Source organism: Staphylococcus saprophyticus subsp. saprophyticus ATCC 15305 = NCTC 7292 (assembly GCF_000010125.1).
GTDB classification, from domain to species: Bacteria; Bacillota; Bacilli; order Staphylococcales; family Staphylococcaceae; genus Staphylococcus; species Staphylococcus saprophyticus.
Genome location: NC_007350.1, coordinates 1,959,127 through 1,975,670, shown reverse-complemented (window position 1 = coordinate 1,975,670; position 16,544 = coordinate 1,959,127). Strand labels below are relative to the sequence as shown.

At 30.7% G+C, this 16,544-nt stretch carries 23 protein-coding genes and 1 other RNA gene; 11 read left to right on the top strand and 13 right to left on the bottom strand.

The genetic code is table 11. The features are described from left to right. Positions 1-31: 31 nt before the first annotated feature. The 4 genes from rnr (at position 32) to SSP_RS09540 (ending at position 3,909) form a co-directional block, all read left to right on the top strand. Positions 32-2,422 (top strand): ribonuclease R, encoded by a 2,391-nt coding sequence (rnr, locus tag SSP_RS09550; RefSeq protein ID WP_011303580.1) that lies wholly within the window; start codon positions 32-34, stop codon positions 2,420-2,422. Positions 2,423-2,444: 22 nt separating this feature from the next. Next, positions 2,445-2,909 carry an SsrA-binding protein SmpB gene (gene smpB / locus SSP_RS09545; protein WP_011303579.1) on the top strand — a complete coding sequence of 155 codons (465 nt, stop codon included), beginning with the start codon at positions 2,445-2,447 and terminating at the stop codon, positions 2,907-2,909. Positions 2,910-3,015: 106 nt separating this feature from the next. Beyond that, positions 3,016-3,376: a transfer-messenger RNA gene (ssrA, locus tag SSP_RS12680) on the top strand. A 188-nt stretch (positions 3,377-3,564) separates the two neighbouring features. Continuing rightward, on the top strand, positions 3,565-3,909 hold the full coding sequence (locus SSP_RS09540) for a DinB family protein (RefSeq protein WP_011303578.1): 345 nt from the start codon (positions 3,565-3,567) through the stop codon (positions 3,907-3,909). Between the two features lie 336 nt (positions 3,910-4,245). On the opposite strand, the gene SSP_RS09535 is transcribed toward SSP_RS09540, so the two are convergent. Continuing rightward, the gene (locus tag SSP_RS09535) at positions 4,246-4,917 is read right to left on the bottom strand and encodes an HAD family hydrolase (protein WP_011303577.1); all 672 of its coding nucleotides are present in this window, start codon (positions 4,915-4,917) and stop codon (positions 4,246-4,248) included. Positions 4,918-5,029: 112 nt separating this feature from the next. On the opposite strand from SSP_RS09535, the gene SSP_RS09530 reads away from it, so the two are divergent. Further along, positions 5,030-5,560, top strand: coding sequence for a GNAT family N-acetyltransferase (locus tag SSP_RS09530; RefSeq protein WP_011303576.1), 531 nt, complete (start codon positions 5,030-5,032; stop codon positions 5,558-5,560). A gap of 92 nt (positions 5,561-5,652) precedes the next feature. Here SSP_RS09530 and SSP_RS09525 read toward each other — a convergent pair whose 3' ends face one another. Further along, the gene (locus tag SSP_RS09525; protein ID WP_011303575.1) at positions 5,653-6,291 is read right to left on the bottom strand and encodes an HD domain-containing protein; all 639 of its coding nucleotides are present in this window, start codon (positions 6,289-6,291) and stop codon (positions 5,653-5,655) included. Positions 6,292-6,722: 431 nt separating this feature from the next. Between SSP_RS09525 and SSP_RS09520 the strand changes: the two genes are divergently transcribed. Together SSP_RS09520 and SSP_RS09515 are read left to right on the top strand one after the other, a co-directional pair. Continuing rightward, entirely contained in the window at positions 6,723-7,421 is a 699-nt protein-coding gene (locus tag SSP_RS09520) for a DUF4396 domain-containing protein (RefSeq protein WP_226956105.1), read from the top strand. 209 nt (positions 7,422-7,630) lie between these two features. Beyond that, the gene (locus SSP_RS09515) at positions 7,631-8,401 is read left to right on the top strand and encodes an alpha/beta fold hydrolase (protein WP_046199699.1); all 771 of its coding nucleotides are present in this window, start codon (positions 7,631-7,633) and stop codon (positions 8,399-8,401) included. A 343-nt stretch (positions 8,402-8,744) separates the two neighbouring features. On the opposite strand, the gene SSP_RS13110 is transcribed toward SSP_RS09515, so the two are convergent. The 4 genes from SSP_RS13110 to SSP_RS09500 form a co-directional block, all read right to left on the bottom strand. Beyond that, entirely contained in the window at positions 8,745-8,915 is a 171-nt protein-coding gene (locus SSP_RS13110) for a hypothetical protein (protein WP_011303571.1), read from the bottom strand. 277 nt (positions 8,916-9,192) lie between these two features. Then, on the bottom strand, positions 9,193-9,375 hold the full coding sequence (locus SSP_RS09510; protein ID WP_011303570.1) for a CsbD family protein: 183 nt from the start codon (positions 9,373-9,375) through the stop codon (positions 9,193-9,195). Between the two features lie 141 nt (positions 9,376-9,516). Further along, entirely contained in the window at positions 9,517-9,789 is a 273-nt protein-coding gene (locus SSP_RS09505) for a hypothetical protein (protein WP_011303569.1), read from the bottom strand. Positions 9,790-9,892: 103 nt separating this feature from the next. Beyond that, positions 9,893-10,390 carry a MepB family protein gene (locus SSP_RS09500; protein ID WP_011303568.1) on the bottom strand — a complete coding sequence of 166 codons (498 nt, stop codon included), beginning with the start codon at positions 10,388-10,390 and terminating at the stop codon, positions 9,893-9,895. Positions 10,391-10,543: 153 nt separating this feature from the next. On the opposite strand from SSP_RS09500, the gene SSP_RS09495 reads away from it, so the two are divergent. Then, complete coding sequence (locus SSP_RS09495; RefSeq protein ID WP_011303567.1) at positions 10,544-11,359, top strand: alpha/beta hydrolase; 816 nt, start codon at positions 10,544-10,546, stop codon at positions 11,357-11,359. Between the two features lie 360 nt (positions 11,360-11,719). On the opposite strand, the gene SSP_RS09490 is transcribed toward SSP_RS09495, so the two are convergent. After that, complete coding sequence (locus SSP_RS09490; protein WP_011303566.1) at positions 11,720-11,920, bottom strand: helix-turn-helix domain-containing protein; 201 nt, start codon at positions 11,918-11,920, stop codon at positions 11,720-11,722. 213 nt (positions 11,921-12,133) lie between these two features. Between SSP_RS09490 and SSP_RS09485 the strand changes: the two genes are divergently transcribed. Further along, the gene (locus SSP_RS09485; RefSeq protein WP_011303565.1) at positions 12,134-12,520 is read left to right on the top strand and encodes a VOC family protein; all 387 of its coding nucleotides are present in this window, start codon (positions 12,134-12,136) and stop codon (positions 12,518-12,520) included. Positions 12,521-12,600: 80 nt separating this feature from the next. Then, on the top strand, positions 12,601-13,041 hold the full coding sequence (locus SSP_RS09480; RefSeq protein WP_011303564.1) for a GNAT family N-acetyltransferase: 441 nt from the start codon (positions 12,601-12,603) through the stop codon (positions 13,039-13,041). 227 nt (positions 13,042-13,268) lie between these two features. Here SSP_RS09480 and vraX read toward each other — a convergent pair whose 3' ends face one another. Continuing rightward, positions 13,269-13,433, bottom strand: a complete 165-nt coding sequence (vraX, locus tag SSP_RS13020; RefSeq protein WP_002483865.1) for a C1q-binding complement inhibitor VraX — start codon at positions 13,431-13,433, stop codon at positions 13,269-13,271. A gap of 408 nt (positions 13,434-13,841) precedes the next feature. Between vraX and SSP_RS09475 the strand changes: the two genes are divergently transcribed. After that, a complete protein-coding gene (locus SSP_RS09475) occupies positions 13,842-14,072 on the top strand; it encodes a hypothetical protein (RefSeq protein ID WP_011303563.1) in 231 nt (76 codons plus the stop codon). A 76-nt stretch (positions 14,073-14,148) separates the two neighbouring features. On the opposite strand, the gene SSP_RS13105 is transcribed toward SSP_RS09475, so the two are convergent. The 5 genes from SSP_RS13105 to SSP_RS09465 form a co-directional block, all read right to left on the bottom strand. Then, positions 14,149-14,325 (bottom strand): hypothetical protein, encoded by a 177-nt coding sequence (locus SSP_RS13105; protein WP_002483863.1) that lies wholly within the window; start codon positions 14,323-14,325, stop codon positions 14,149-14,151. A gap of 233 nt (positions 14,326-14,558) precedes the next feature. Beyond that, entirely contained in the window at positions 14,559-14,696 is a 138-nt protein-coding gene (locus SSP_RS13060; protein ID WP_011303562.1) for a hypothetical protein, read from the bottom strand. 200 nt (positions 14,697-14,896) lie between these two features. Continuing rightward, a complete protein-coding gene (locus SSP_RS09470) occupies positions 14,897-15,862 on the bottom strand; it encodes an arsenic resistance protein (RefSeq protein WP_011303561.1) in 966 nt (321 codons plus the stop codon). A gap of 116 nt (positions 15,863-15,978) precedes the next feature. Further along, complete coding sequence (locus SSP_RS13290) at positions 15,979-16,113, bottom strand: hypothetical protein (RefSeq protein WP_011303560.1); 135 nt, start codon at positions 16,111-16,113, stop codon at positions 15,979-15,981. Positions 16,114-16,234: 121 nt separating this feature from the next. Further along, positions 16,235-16,483: a hypothetical protein gene (locus tag SSP_RS09465; protein ID WP_011303559.1), complete on the bottom strand. Its 249-nt coding sequence runs from the start codon at positions 16,481-16,483 to the stop codon at positions 16,235-16,237. Positions 16,484-16,544 lie beyond the last annotated feature (61 nt).

Genomic DNA, 16,544 nt, shown 5'->3' with positions numbered 1-16,544 from the left:
GAAGTATTTAAAAATAGAAAGGAGGGGCATAATGAATTTAAAGCAATCCATTGAAGAAATAATTAAACAACCAGATTATGAACCCATGTCTGTGTCTGATTTTCAAGATGCATTAGGTTTAAATAGTGCCGACTCATTTAGAGATTTAATCAAGGTGCTTGTTGAATTAGAACAAACAGGTTTGATTCAACGTACAAAAACAGATAGATATCAACGTAAAGCATCTAACAATGCCAAACAATCCAAATTAATCAAAGGTAAGTTAAGTCAAAATAAAAAAGGTTTTGCTTTCTTACGTCCTGAAGAAGAGGATATGGATGACATTTTCATCCCACCAACGAAAATCAATAGAGCCATGGATGGTGATACTGTCCTTGTGGAAGTACATCAATCTAAAGGTGAACACAAAGGGAAATTAGAAGGCGAAGTTAAGACGATTGAAACACATTCAGTCACACAAGTCGTTGGTACTTATAGTGAAGCACGTCACTTCGGCTTTGTGTTACCAGATGATAAACGTATTATGCAAGACATCTTTATTCCTAAAGGTCAAAATTTAGGTGCAGTAGATGGACATAAAGTACTCGTACAAATTACGAAATACGCAGATGGTACAGATAATCCTGAAGGTATCGTATCGGCAATTTTAGGCCATAAGAATGACCCAGGTGTAGATATTCTATCTATCATCTATCAACATGGTATCGAAATTGAATTCCCTGACAATGTGCTCGCAGAAGCTGAAGCAGTACCAGATCATATCGAGCCATCACAAATTGAAGGTCGTCGCGATTTGCGCGATGAACTAACGATTACCATTGATGGTGCAGATGCTAAAGACTTAGATGACGCGATTAGTGTTAAAAAGTTAAGCAATGGTCATACACAACTAACAGTCAGCATAGCTGATGTAAGTTACTATGTAACTGAAGATTCAGCGCTTGATAAAGAAGCATACAGTCGTGCAACAAGTGTCTACTTAGTAGACCGAGTGATACCGATGATTCCACACCGTCTAAGTAATGGTATATGTTCATTAAATCCACAAGTGGACCGACTTACATTAAGTTGCCAAATGGAAATAGATGAACGTGGCGATGTTGTAGACCATGAAATCTTTGATAGTGTGATACATTCTAATTATCGTATGACTTATGATGAAGTAAATGAAATTATTACAGATCAAGATACGGAAACACGTAATCAATATAGTGAAGTCACACCGATGTTAGATTTAGCTCAAGATTTATCTCAGCGCTTAATCCATATGAGAAGACGTCGTGGTGAAATCGATTTTGATATTAATGAGGCTAAAGTACTTGTTAATGAAGAGGGTATCCCAACGGATGTAGAAATGAGACAACGTGGTGAAGGCGAACGCTTAATTGAATCATTTATGTTAGCGGCTAATGAAACTATCGCGGAACATTTTGATCGTTTAGAAGTACCATTTATCTATCGTGTCCATGAACAACCTAAATCAGAGCGCTTACGTCAATTCTTTGATTTCGTGACTAATTTTGGATTAATGATCAAAGGTACAGGTGAAGATATTCACCCGTCTACTTTACAAAAAATTCAACAAGAAGTTGAAGGTCAACCAGAACAAATGGTGATTTCAACAATGATGTTACGTTCAATGCAACAAGCACGTTATGATGATGTGAACTTAGGACACTTTGGCTTATCAGCTGAATACTATACACATTTCACGTCACCTATACGTAGATATCCCGATTTAATTGTTCATAGATTAATTCGCAAATATATTATTGAACAATCCATGGATAGAAAAGAAAAAAATAAATGGGAAGCATTGTTACCTGAAATTGCTGAACATACGTCTCAAAGAGAACGTAGAGCAATCGAAGCAGAACGTGATACAGATGAATTGAAAAAAGCAGAATACATGGTGCAACATATTGGCGAAGAATTCGAAGGGATTATTAGTTCAGTTGCGAATTTCGGTATGTTTATTGAATTACCAAACACTATTGAAGGTATGGTGCATGTATCTAATATGACGGATGATTATTACCATTTTGATGAACGTCAAATGGCAATGATAGGTGAACGCCAAGCGAAAGTATTCCGCATCGGTGACCCTGTCCAAATTAAAGTCATTAACGTAGATGTTGATGAACGTATGATTGATTTCCAAATCGTCGGTATGCCAATACCAAATAGAGATCGCGGTCAAAGACCATCACGTGGTAAGACCATCCAAGCCAAACCACGTGGCAATTCATCGGATAAATCTAAAGATGATAAAAATGGTAAAGGCGGACGTGGACGTACTAAACAGAAACAACGTAAAGGTAAAAACAAACGTCAAAGCGACCAAAGTAAAGGCAACACAAAGCATAAACCATTTTATAAAGATAAAAATGTAAAAAATAAAGCACGTAAGAAGAAAAAATAACTCAACGAAGAGGTGAAACTCAATGCCAAAGAAAAAATCACCAGGAACACTAGCAGAAAATCGTAAAGCCAGACATGATTATAATATAGAAGATACGATTGAAGCGGGCATTGTGTTACAAGGAACAGAAATCAAGTCAATTCGTCGTGGTAGTGCAAACCTTAAAGATAGTTATGCGCAAGTGAATCGTGGCGAGATGTTTCTAAACAATATGCACATTGCGCCATATGAAGAAGGTAACAGATTCAACCATGATCCACGACGTTCACGTAAGCTCTTACTACACAAACGTGAAATAGCGAAGTTAGGTGAGCGTACACGTGAAGTTGGCTACTCTATCGTACCTTTGAAACTCTATCTCAAACATGGGCACTGTAAGGTCTTACTTGGCGTTGCACGTGGTAAGAAAAAATACGACAAACGTCAAGCATTAAAAGAAAAAGCAGTACAACGTGATGTAGCTAGAGAGATGAAAGCCCGTTATTAAGCGGATATATTGCCAAAGATATGAATCTTTGGTAATATAATATGTGCTTTCTGAAAAAGCGCTGTAACAGATACAGCCTACCAGAAAGTACATTTAATATTATTCAGGGGGCGTTTTTGGATTCGACAGGGGTTCCATGAGCTAGTTAAGCGTGTCGGAGGGCTGTCTCCGTCACTAACACACACAGTTATAATAACTGGCAAAGAAAACAATAATTTCGCAGTAGCTGCGTAATAGCACTCTGCATCGCCTAACAGCATCTCCTATGTGCTGTTAACGCGATTCAACCTTTAGTAGGATACGCTAGGCACTGCCGTTTGAAGTCTGCCTAGAAGAGATGAATCAAACTAGCATAATGACGGATGTCTATCACCTCCCATTATGCGAAACTCATTGATAGACTACGCACGTAGAAGTGCTAGTATCAGAACCTCTGGACGCGGGTTCGAATCCCGCCGTCTCCACTATAGAGCTCTCAACCATTGTGGTTGAGGGCTTTTTATTTTTTGGAACAGTATTACGCTAAACATATAAAGTTAGAAAAATGAGATCAGTGTGTATTAAGATTTTGGAATCAATAATAACAAATGTTATGGTTTTTATTCTAAGAAGTTTATAGTTCAACTAATACATATTTTAAGTTAGGGGTTCTAAAATGATTAAAGAACAATTTAAAGATTCATATAAATTATTGAAAAAGCATTTAAAAGATATTAATGAATCGGAAGCTACATTTCAACCTGACATTGCCAATAATAATATCAAATGGCAATTAGGTCATTTGATATTGTTAAATGACTTTTTAGTGTTTGAAACAATTAATGGAGATAATGCTTTAAAACAACCTGTTACCAAATACTTTTTATGGGGGACTTCGCCATTGAATTTTGATGGAAATGAGCCTTCTTTTGAAGAATTGAAATTATTATTAGATGAACAATTTGATAGAATATTTAATAATTTAGAAGAACAATTAAAAAAGATAGAAGTGAAGCAATAGGTCTTAAAGATTCAGGTATAGTTATGGAAAGTTTTAATGAATCGATTCATTTTGCGATTATCCATATGAATCGACACTTTGGTCAAATTGTCATGTTAAAATCAATGATTCATAAATTAAAGTAAAATCACTGACACAAGTTTGTTCATTTAGCGAAAGTAAAAAGTTTAGTAAATAAATACATTTAGTGTTGTTATAAAAGATATACAGATTAAGTAATTATTAGTTTCCATTGTCAGCCAATGTTATGAAAAAGCATGTTAGAACACGAGTGTTAAAAAGCAGAAAGTAATGGAGTAATGACGTGATTTTAAAAAATAACATTAAAGAGAAACTTTATATAGGTTTATTTATTTTTTTAATAATATCAATTAGTTCATTCAAATTTTTAATCTTATCAGTTATAGTATGAATCTCATTTTCTCCATTTTCTCTGTATATACCATGCATTCCTGCTAATCTAGAGGCTTCATAATCATTTTTAAAACTATCTCCAACAAACAGACACTCACATAATTCTAAATCTAAGATTTTAGCAGCTCTATCAAAAATAAGTGGGTTAGGTTTTTTGATGTTTTCTTTTTCAGAAACCAAAATCACATCCATGTATTTATTGATTTCTAACGATTTAATATTATCGTATTGAAATGGATATTTACCATTTGTAATAATGCCTAATTTGAGTTGATTTAATTTGAGTATATCTAGAGTTTCCTTTAAATCGGGGTAGGGTAAACAGTGATTGCAAAAATGTTGAATATAATCATCTAATAACGTATTGACTGTGATATGTTTAATATTAAATATATTGATTAACTCTGCATAAACTTTATCTTTCCAAACATAACCATTTTGATCTAATTCAAAAAATTTATTTTTGAAAGTGGTTTTATCGATATGATAGAAGTAATCTATGAATTTGTTATATTGATAATCAATAAACCCTTTTAAAGATGATGACCTGTCTAAAATTGTTCCGTCTAAATCAAACAATATTGCTTTTATCATAAACTAAAACTCCTAAATTATTATTATTAGAATATTCAATCAATTAAAATGATGATATCATATATTTAGCGCGAAAAATACATATGAAATGATTATGAATTGGATGATGTCGATGAAGCAAACAATTATAGTAAATAAATATTTAAAGTTAAGAGATGCTATTGATGAAGATATATACGATTATATTAAAATACCGTTCAATAAAGAGTTGTTGAAAATGTATGGATCTGAAATGGATCCAAATAAGGAAAAGTCTTTAGATAAAGTACAATTATTAGTAAATGAAATAAAAGAAGCACCTTATGAATGGATTATAGAATATAAAGATGAATTTATAGGACAAGTTAGATTAACATTAGACTGTGAAAACAATAAGGCAAAGTTTGCGATAGGCATATCTAATCCAGAATATTGGAATAAAGGTATTGGAACTAATGTTACAAAAGCAAGATTGAACTTTGGTTTTTCTGAATTAAATCTGCACAAAATTTATTTAAAGGTGCTGGCATATAATAAGAGAGCTATTAAATCATACGAAAATGTAGGGTTTACAATTGAAGGTGAAGAAAGGGAAAGCGCTTATATAAATGGACGATATGAAACTGATATTCATATGGGAATTTTAAAAAGTGAATTTCAATAATGAAGCGAACAAATGATACTTATACAAATATGCAAATACCCACCTAACTCAATAGGTAGGTATGTTTATTCAACAATAATAAAATTATGGATTTAATTATCCCATTTTGAACGTAAAATACATGAACAGAAGTTGTTTTGTGGATATTCTGGTTCGAAATATTTTATCACATCAGATTTGATATTACCGAAAGTTGTTTCCGGTTTGTGTTTGAAACCATCATAAAAAGCTTGAATTACATCATGTTTGAAATTTCCTCTTGGGAATTTTGTAGCGATTGCTTTACGTATGTCATCAGAGTATTGATTCCAATTATCACCCATCACGTCCATACCCACACCGTGATAAAGCAGAGCGACATTATTTTCTTTATGTTCAGCAACACCTAATGTGGTGTGTAAGGCGATGGAATCCCAAGCAAGCTGTAAATCAAGATCATTGTAATTATAGTTTTGTAAAAATTGTCTCACGGCATTGGCACCATCTACTTCAAACCTTAAATCATCACTACTATATGTTTCAGTTAAGCCAAGGTCATGGAATAACGAGGTGATATAAAGCAACTCCTTATCGTATTTAAGGTTGTCTTGCATACCTTTAACTTCTCCGAATAAATAAACTCTATTGGAATGATTCCAAATTAATTCATTGCCATATTCTCTAACAATTTCTTGTGCATCTTGAATAATCTTACTGTCTGGAACTTGAACTTTATCTAAATTTTGTATCATTAAAAATGCCACCGTAAAATTAAGTATAGTTATTAAATTCCACTAATTATTATTTGAAAACAAGTTATTTAATGTCTTAATCTAATTTTAAAAACATTTCAGAATTCGACTTGAATAGATTGAATATCATTAGGTTTAATAAGATGAAAATATATCGTGCATGATAGTGAAACCGTGTAATCAGTTTTTGTATTGGTCATATTTTCCTGCTTCAATATCAGCTTCACGTTCTTCTATTTTATTATAGACTTCATCAGCATTATCTCCGTCATAATAACCTTGTTCAATCGCTGTTTTTTATTTGAAATATATAAAATATAGCATAATGAATTTAATAAAAGCTTTAGGGTAGTATGAATAGTATTAGTCCTGACCGTGAATATGAGTTCGAAATTTTAACCTTTGAATATAAAATCTTAGGAGGTCTTAATGTGTTTGTGACGATATCTTTAATATTTATTATAGTAGGAATATTACAATTTTTAATTATACTATTAGATATATTTAAAAATCCACAACGTCAAATGATGATTATGAATATTGTGTGGCCATTAACCGGCTTGTACTTTCCGATTTTAGGATTAATCGCTTATTATCGTTTAGGCAGAGAAAAAGAAGTTGATCACATGTCACATCAGCATGATCATCACCATGACACGATGCATCATCATGAACATCATAGTAATAAGCCATTTTGGAAAAGTGTCGTTGTTTCTACAACACACTGTAGTGCTGGTTGCTCATTGGGGGACTTAATTGGTGCGCCTGTTGTTTTCTTTACGGGGTTATTGTTTTTTAATAATCAAATGGTGACAGAGTTTATTATCGAATTTATATTAGCCTATATCTTCGGTTTAATGTTCCAATACTTCCACATGGAAATTAAACATGACCATCCAGGTAGAGATTTAGTAGACGCAATCAAAGCCGATACGCTATCGTTAATTGCTTTTGAAATTGGTATGTTTGGTTTTATGATTATTATGCATCTCTTTGTTAGTCCAACTTACATGCAGCCTAATCATGTTGAATATTGGTTCTTAATGCAAATTGCGATGTTAATCGGATTTATGACAAGTTATCCAGTCAATTGGTATTTAGTTAAAAAGGGTATAAAACATGCAATGTAAATTTTATCTTATTAAAAATTTAAGTGTAGTTGCAAAAAAAGAAATGAGAAGTTAACGCAAAGAAATGAAGCTGTTAAATATGAAAGGCAGAAAATATTTTATCTTATTCATGTTTTAAGTATGACTCATTATTTATCGATATCAACAGGGGGTTCGTATACTATGACAACATATGGAGATAAAGGGTTTTTAAGGCTACGGGAGCTAATATTTATTTTGAATCGAAAGGTCATGGTGAAAATATATTATTACTGCATGCTGGAATTGCAGATTCGCGCATGTGGGATAAAGAATTCCATTTACTATCAGAAAAATATCGAGTAGTTAGATTTGATCTTCCTGGCTTTGGCTTTAGTGATTTTACAGAAGGAAATTATGCTTATAGTAACATTATTAATGTACTACTGACACATTTGGACATCAAGGATACTCATATTTTAGCTGCTTCATTTGGTGGAAAATTAGCTATTGATTTTTATTTAGAAAATCCGGAAAAGTGTCTGAGCTTAGCACTATTGTCACCAGCTTTAGGTGGATGGAAAGGTTCATCTTTTCTCCAAAAATATGAGGAAGATGAAGAACGATTATTGCAAGAAGGAAAAATTGAAGAAACAGCAAAGTTAAACTATAAAACTTGGATACTAAGAAATAGGGATGCAGAACTTATCAACGTAGATGTAAAACAATTAGTGGTTGATATGCAAATGAAATTTTTAATTAAACCTGAAGCAAAAAATTCATGTGAGGAAATAAAAAACGAAGATCATATTTTACAGTTAAAAAATATACGAATTCCTGTATTAATTATTAATGGTGAGTATGATGTTGAAGATTTTCATGATATTTCGGAGGTAATGATTAAAGAAATATCATATGTAAAAAAGATTACAATGCCTAATACAGCACCTTTAGCTAACTTAGAATCGCCAAAGCAATTTTTAAATTTAATTTCAGACTTCTTTTTAGATAATGCTAATTAATTTTGAAAATAGCATTTAATATGATTTTGCTTATATACTTATTCAAAATCACCTAAGTATTTACTTTAATATTGAATGAAAAGCGAAAAAGGATATATTAATAACATTTTGAACCACTATATTATTAAGGCGACAATAGATAAACAAAGATATTCAATCTACAACAGTTTAAAAAAGAGAGAGTTCCTCCAATTATAATGGACGACTCTCTTTTTATATTTTGAACTTAATGAAATTTGATTTGGTTTTGTGTCCCTTTTGCTTATGGTCATTAGTATGGTTTTATAACACAACTATCTCTAGTATAAATATATATTTTAATCCGAATAGAACTTTCCGCTATCTAGATCTCTGCTTTTCGTTCATCAACATTAGTAGATAGTAACTTTAAACAACGTTCTACATTGTTAGATGGCGTGTCTTTTGGAAATGAATGTGTAAATATATGACCTTTAATTGTTTCAACTGTGTATCTTATGTCGATAGCGCCAATTTCATAGTTAATAATTTTCATAGAGATCCCCTTAAAATTGCATTTTGTAAAATTGAAGCTAGTGCTATGAAACTACAATGATACAATATTTGTGTTAGTCATCATTAACTATATGACATATAGAAATGATAAGATTTGTTCAATTGTACTATACATAAACTTATTTGCAACTAAAAAGTGGGCAATATTTAGTTTTATCTATTTCAGCGTGTCCTTTGTAGTATATTGGTTCAAAAATATCGACAAAGATAATCACTTTGCCGATATACGATAGCTACAAATAGATGTAGACACAATATTATTTTTTTAATTTGTCTATAAAATCATTAACTTTATCTTTTGCATTTTCAGTTACTTCTTTTGCTTTGCCAGAAGCTTTATCTTCTTTACCTTCTTGTTCTAAATCTTTGTTATCCATAACATTGCCTGCTGTCTCTTTTACGTTACCTTTAACTTGTTCAAATTTACTTTCATCTGCCATGTTATTCACCTCAAAAATATATTTTTAAAAATTCTTATACTTATAATATACAAAATAATAAAATTTAACGCAATTAAAATCCATTTTGAAGTAAGCCGAACGATATTTTAAAAGTAAAAAACACATTCATGTAGAATGTGTTTACTCATCAAGTAGTTGCAGAATTTCGTTATACTTTTGTTCACTTAACGTACCTAATGGACTTTGTTCAATTTCAAATATTAGAAAATCATCGGTAGAAGTAAAGTAAGTTTTGATGTTTTCACAAATTGTAGTTTTGTCTAAATCACTTTTTAAAAGCCATAAGCCTCTGTATATAAATAAAGCACTTCCTAAATTATTTAATTGAGACGGTAATTTTTCGTAACCGTATGAAATGGAATTTAAATTATAAGACAATATATATTTTGACATCTATATCACGCTCCTATTTAATCATATCATTAACCGATATTAAAAAGTTGGGAGAACTATGATATTTAAACGATTTCCATTGCAAGAGCGATTCATTAAAGAATTAATCTTCAACAGTCATTAACTTTTTCAGTAAATGAAAGTCAGTGGTGTGTGTTAGATCAATGAAATATTGCGTTTGCCATTTTTGAGCTTTTTGAGCTGATGGGTTTAAATTGACCTCCCAAGGTGGGTAAACGCGCATTGCCATTTTCCCTTTATTATTTTCCGAATACAGTAAGCGTTGTGCAAGTAATTTAGATTTGGGGATGATAAAGAGACCTTTGTGCGTATGATCAAGCACCGTAATGATTAAGATATCTTTAGCTTCTTGATATGTAAATGGCCTATTGTTGTTATCGTGGTCTTTAGTCCAGAAAACAACAAAGTAACCAGATTTTGTTGGTGTTTTTTTAGCTAATCTGTGTCTATATCTACAATGGTTAATTTGAAAACAATAGCTTTCGTATTCTGCATTATAGGTTTCGTATGTTAAGTGATCTAAAGCACTTATATTTAATGAATTAAATAATGTACGCATTAATGTGATTGATTTATACATGGTTATCCTTTGAAATATGTATTTTGTATAAATAAGTATAGCATTCAACTAGATGATATATAAGTAAATGCTATATATGTTTAACGTTTGAATTATTTGAAAATAGGGTAATAATTAACGTATGAATGATTTCAATAAAATGGAGTGATTAATATGAATTATATTAAATATGTGAAGTCTAAAGATAATACGAAACTCTACATGAAAGTGAATGATGTTCAAGAAGCAAAAGCAAATATTATTATCGTGCATGGGGTAGCAGAACATTTAGATCGCTATGATGAGATTACAGGCTATTTAAATGACAATGGTTTTAATGTCATAAGATATGATCAAAGAGGACACGGGCGTTCAGAAGGAAAACAAACATTTTACAGCAATAGTGATGAAATTGTTGAAGATTTAGAAGCGGTCACAAATGATGTTAAGACACATATGGACGGTAAAGTATATCTAATTGGACATAGTATGGGCGGTTATACCGTTGCGTTATATGGAACACAACATCCAAATAAAGTAGATGGTGTGATAACTTCAGGTGCGTTAACACGTTATAATAATGAACTTTTTGGTAATCCTGATAAAAACATCTCACCGGACACATATTTAGAAAATAGTTTAGGTGAAGGGGTATGTTCAGAAAAAGAAGTAATGGAAAAATATGAACTTGATGACTTAAATGCGAAGCAAATTTCAATGGGGCTTATCTTTTCATTAATGGATGGTATTGAATACCTAAAAGCGCATGCTCAAAATTTTACAGATAATGTATTAATTTTACATGGAAAAGAAGATGGTTTAGTAAGTTATCAAGATTCTATACAATTTTTTCAAGAAATAGGTTCAGTACATAAGTCATTACATATCTACGATCGCTTACAACATGAAATATTTAATGAAAAATCTCAAAATAAATTTATTTTTGAAGAAATCGTTGAGTGGCTTGAAAATGAATTAAATAAAAATTAAAAAAGTAAGGTTACAACAATTGAATTAAATAAAACTGATGTGATTTTGTTTGATTTGTTTTAGAAAAATGAAGAATTTATAATAAATGAAATAGAGGAGTGATTAATATGGAAATAAAAACATTGCATATGGAATATGAAGAAAGTTTTAGTGATTTTGATAAACGTGTAAATGAATTTTTATAATACGTCAATGATAAGCAACACTGGGAATTAGTAAGTGTGACACCATCTGTCACGAACAGTGTTGAAGGTATAGACTATATCATAACAGTTATCTTTAAAAATTAAACATAATAAAAAGTGGGGAACGGACATGCGTTTCCCACTTAAATATACAAATAATTAAGTTCCCTTAAAATTAATGCATGAATTCTTTTTCAGAAACATTAAAGTAATCAGCTAAAATTGATGCGTTTTTATTTGAAACATTGCGATAGCCATTTTCCCAGTCCCAAATTTGGCAAATTCTAATATCTGTATTGTAGTTCGCGTTTAAATTAATTGCTAGTTTTGAAATACTTAAATTAGATTTTTCGCGCAATTCCATAAGATTTTTCATAACAAGTCACTCCTAAAACAAATAGATAATCAACATCCATGTGCCATTGTAGTATATATATTTCTGTAATACAAACTTATATTTTATTGAAAAATCCCACCGTATCATATAATGTTTTTTTGATTTTATTGTGTATACAAACAAAAAGTTGTTATTTTAGATGTAAACCATATATTTGATGTAAAAATGATTTCATAGATAAGGAGAAAATAAATGAGAATTATAGCGACAAGCATTTTTGTAGATGATCAAGACAAGGCTCAACAATTTTATACTGAAAAACTAGGGTTTAAGACAAAACATAATATTGAAATTGGCGGTGGTTTTAGATGGGTAACGGTTACAGAAAAAGATTCGACTAACCCCGTTGAAATCGTATTAGAGCCTAATGTCAGTCCTATAGCTAAAGACTATCAAGAAGGACTATGTGCGGCAGGGATTCCAGTCACAATGTTCGGCGTGGATAACTTGGATGGTGAACATCAAGCATTGATTGATAAAGGTATTACATTTCACACTGAACCAAAAGAAGTTGAAGGCATAAGGTATGCTATTTTTGATGATACATGTGGTAATTTGATTCAAATCGTTGAGCAATAAATATAAATAAGTGATACATTACTGCTATAAATAATTACTAAGGTTATGGTTTGTGTACGTGTGCTTTTGGGAGATGAATAATGGAATTAAATATAAAACATATGAGAGATGTAACTAGTCAAGAACTTATACAAATTTATCAAGCTCGAATTCGCGTGTTTGTCGTAGAACAAAAATGTATATATCAAGAGGTTGATGATTATGATCTAGATGCAATTCATGTCATATTGAGCAATGGGAATGACATTGTGGCTTATACAAGAATTATAACGTTTGAACAGTATGTAAGTTTTGGAAGAGTTTTGGTTTCCGAAAATTATAGAAATCAAGGCTATGGACGCAAAATAATCAATGAGACAATCAATAAAATAAATGAAATGTATCAAAACACGACAATAAAAATTTCAGGGCAAGCACATTTAAAGCCATTTTATGAATCATTTGGTTTTCACAGTGTTTCGGATACATATATGGAAGATGGTATACCACATATTGCGTTTGAAATGCGTACACAAATTTAAATATAATATGGGTAGTGATGTAATAATCGTTATATTTAAAAATCTACTTTGAATTTTTATTATAATCATATAATCTACAAAACAAAACGCCAACTAAGAAAAATCATTTTCTAGTTGGCGCTAATAATTAATTGGATTAAATAGACGCAGTGTTCTATATTGAATTAAAATTGAAGCCCCTTGATTTTGAGGTTGGTGACAACATTGAAATGTTAATTGTTTTGCGATTATTTTTTCATTTTGTCAACATCTTGCGAAACGAGTAATAGTAGTTCCTCGGTTTCTGAATCTGTTAAATCATCAGATCCTTTGATTCTAATAACTAAGCCTTTATCTGTTTTGACATGATAAACAGGTTCGCCATCCTTATAAACTTTACGTAATACTTCCATTCCATCACCCTTTTTTATAAAAACATTTCAATGCAAATATCCATAATTTATCGAAATGTATGATATCTAATACTAAATTCAACTAGATAATTAATCTGTTTTTTTATTAATGCTTTATCTATAGGATAACTTTTTATTAAATTGTTTTCCAACAGTATGATTGATTTTATTAAAATTAATTTATTATCAACTGCCATTATTAAGTATTGAAAGTTAAATGTTTTCAAAGTAGCAAAAAATAAATTGTAGTTATTTTGATATTATTAGTTATTTGTGTTTTTATTTAATAAAAGTGGGTATATATAACTAAGCACAAGAAGTCCTCCAAACTCTAGTGCCGATTATATTTTCGAGGTTGACGCCACTTTTCGAAGTGGCGTGTTTTAATTTTAAAAAGGGATGTAACATATGAAATTATTAAATATATTTTCGCTTATTTGCAGTATATTCATCGGTATGATTATTATTTATGGTGTCGTTATGATGGTCGGAGATGCTTTAGGTATCACAACATTTAATAATCAATTATTAATAGTAGGTTTGTCTCTGGTCTTACTTAGTGGATTGTTAGGGAAAAGTAAACCAAGATTATCAACGTTTGTATTATTTATAGGATTTATTATTGTCATAATAAATTAATAAAAAACTAAGCAGCAACACTAAAATAACTTTAAAAAGTATATTTTAGCATTGCTGCTTTATATCATTATCGAAGTCATTCAACATTTTGTCTAAGCTTATCGTCCATTTCTTTAGATACGCTTTGTAATAGGTTATTTGTTTGATATTCGGATAAGCTGGCATCTGTTTTTACTTTAATGATAAGTCCTAAATCTGTCTGTATATGATAAATAATGAAGTTATTTTCGTTTATTTTTCTTAAAGTTTTCATATCATCACCTCAGGGTAAAATTTGCGAGGTCACATAAGTGTAAAAAGTAAATATATGATTATTTTAAATCATTAGCGTATAAAAAGAAATAAATTGAATTATCAAATGAGAACAGTGGCGTGGATCACTACTTCGATATTGTTATGGCGTCGATATAAACAAGTTCTCATTAAAAAGACAAGGCATCAACAGATGTCTTGTCTTTTGGTATGTATATACTAAGTGAAAATGTATTAAAACTGACTCGTTGTTCTATCTTCATCAACGACGTCTTCTTCTAATTCGTCATCAATGACAAGGTTTAATAATGGCTTAATCAAAAAACTAAGACTAACAATCCCCAATAATACTAAAATAATTTTTTTCATCATGCTCATCTCCTAAGTTAATTTAAGTATTTGAAAATGAAAAACATAGCGCTTATATGTCATTTTATATTATAAAGTAACATTTTACGATTCATATCAATTATACCAAATAATTTAGTTGTATCATATTAAATTGTATAATAATAAAAAATATACGCTTTATTTTAATTTTGGTGCTAAGTGAATAAGCAGGAATCAATGTATTACGATTTAATCAGCGAAGGTATCATTTTTATATAAAAAAGTTCACCTATCAATTCAATTAAAGTCTGTGTGATGATCACTGTTGTGGTTATTGTAACCCACTGATCTGGTAATGATAATGCTAGGGGAAGTACGACTAAGGCATTTCTAGTGCTTGTACTAAAGGCTAATGTCCGTAAAATGGATGGTTTTAAATGGAAAAGTTTACCCGTGAAATATCCGATAAAAGGAGCGATTAGCATAAAGATAATATATATAGGCGCTACTTTGACAACAACCGATAAGTCATTAGCGATTTTATTAATTTGTGAACCTACCACGGTAAATAATACCAGTGACATAAAGAGTTCAGGTAGCCAAGACGTGGCCTTTAAAGTCTGTGACATCACATAATATTTTTTACTCAATAATTGTAAAGTCAATGCGAGTAGTAATGGAATAATTATAAATGTGAAAAAAGAATGTATAAACGGCTCTATATCAATTATTGTAAGTATGGATTTATCTAAAAACATTGTTAAATACAGTGGTAATAATAAAATTTGTAAAACAAATAAAATGGGTGTTGAGATAAGCATATATTGAGCGTTGCCTTTACCTAAAGCAGTGAAAACAATGACGTAATCAATACATGGTGTTAATAGTACTAGAAATAGCCCAATTAATATTGCAGATGAGCTTATATTGAAAATAGAAATTAAAAAGTAAACGAGAATAGGTAGAATGACAAAATTAGCAATGATAAGTGCTGTCACAAATTTTAAGTTTAGGACACGCTTTTGTAATTCGAAAAAGGGAATCTGTGAAAACATACTAAACATAAGTATTGCGATACATATAGCTACTAAAGTTTCTAAAATGCTAGATATACCTGGGAAATTGGTCCCTATCAGTATGCCAAGTATTATTGCAGAAAAATAAATATAGATTTGAAAGTGTTCAATTTTTGTTTTGAAATGTTGCATAGTAACCTCACTTTACTGTATATATGACTGAAAATATGAATGGACATAGATTAAAATAAACCTCACAATTCTAAAGTTGATTGAACGAAAGAATGAGGTTTATTTAGTGTTACAGGTTATGATTTTTGTTCCGCTTGCACGTTTACTTTATTTTCAATTTTATCTTCATTTGAATTGTCGACACTCAATAATAAAGCGCGAACAACAAGTACACCAGTTAGCAATAGTAATAGATTTTTGAATAATTTCATTCCCATCACACACCTATCTTATTAAACTGAGTTACGCACTGTTTCATGACATGAGGTACCACAACTATAAAGTTATAACGATTATTAAATATATACCCGTTTTTAGTAATTATAAAGGCGTTTAAATATCCTTAATAACAATTTGTTTATTGGCTTTTTTGACTTCGGCAACAAGGGATTGACTATTGTTTTCAACTGAAGTATCAGTAACTTCGTCATTTTCAATAGTAAAAAATACTTGGCTTAAAATGCCCATAGCATAGTCGTTAATTGGACTGACTAAGGAAATTGAATTTTCATCTTCTTGAATAGCAAATGCTTGTTTACTTTGATTGATTAGCTGCCATTCAGGTAAATAAGTTAATTTCATAAATAACACTCCCTAAGGTGAATCTAAATGGTTAAATTGTATTGATTATATTATAAACTAA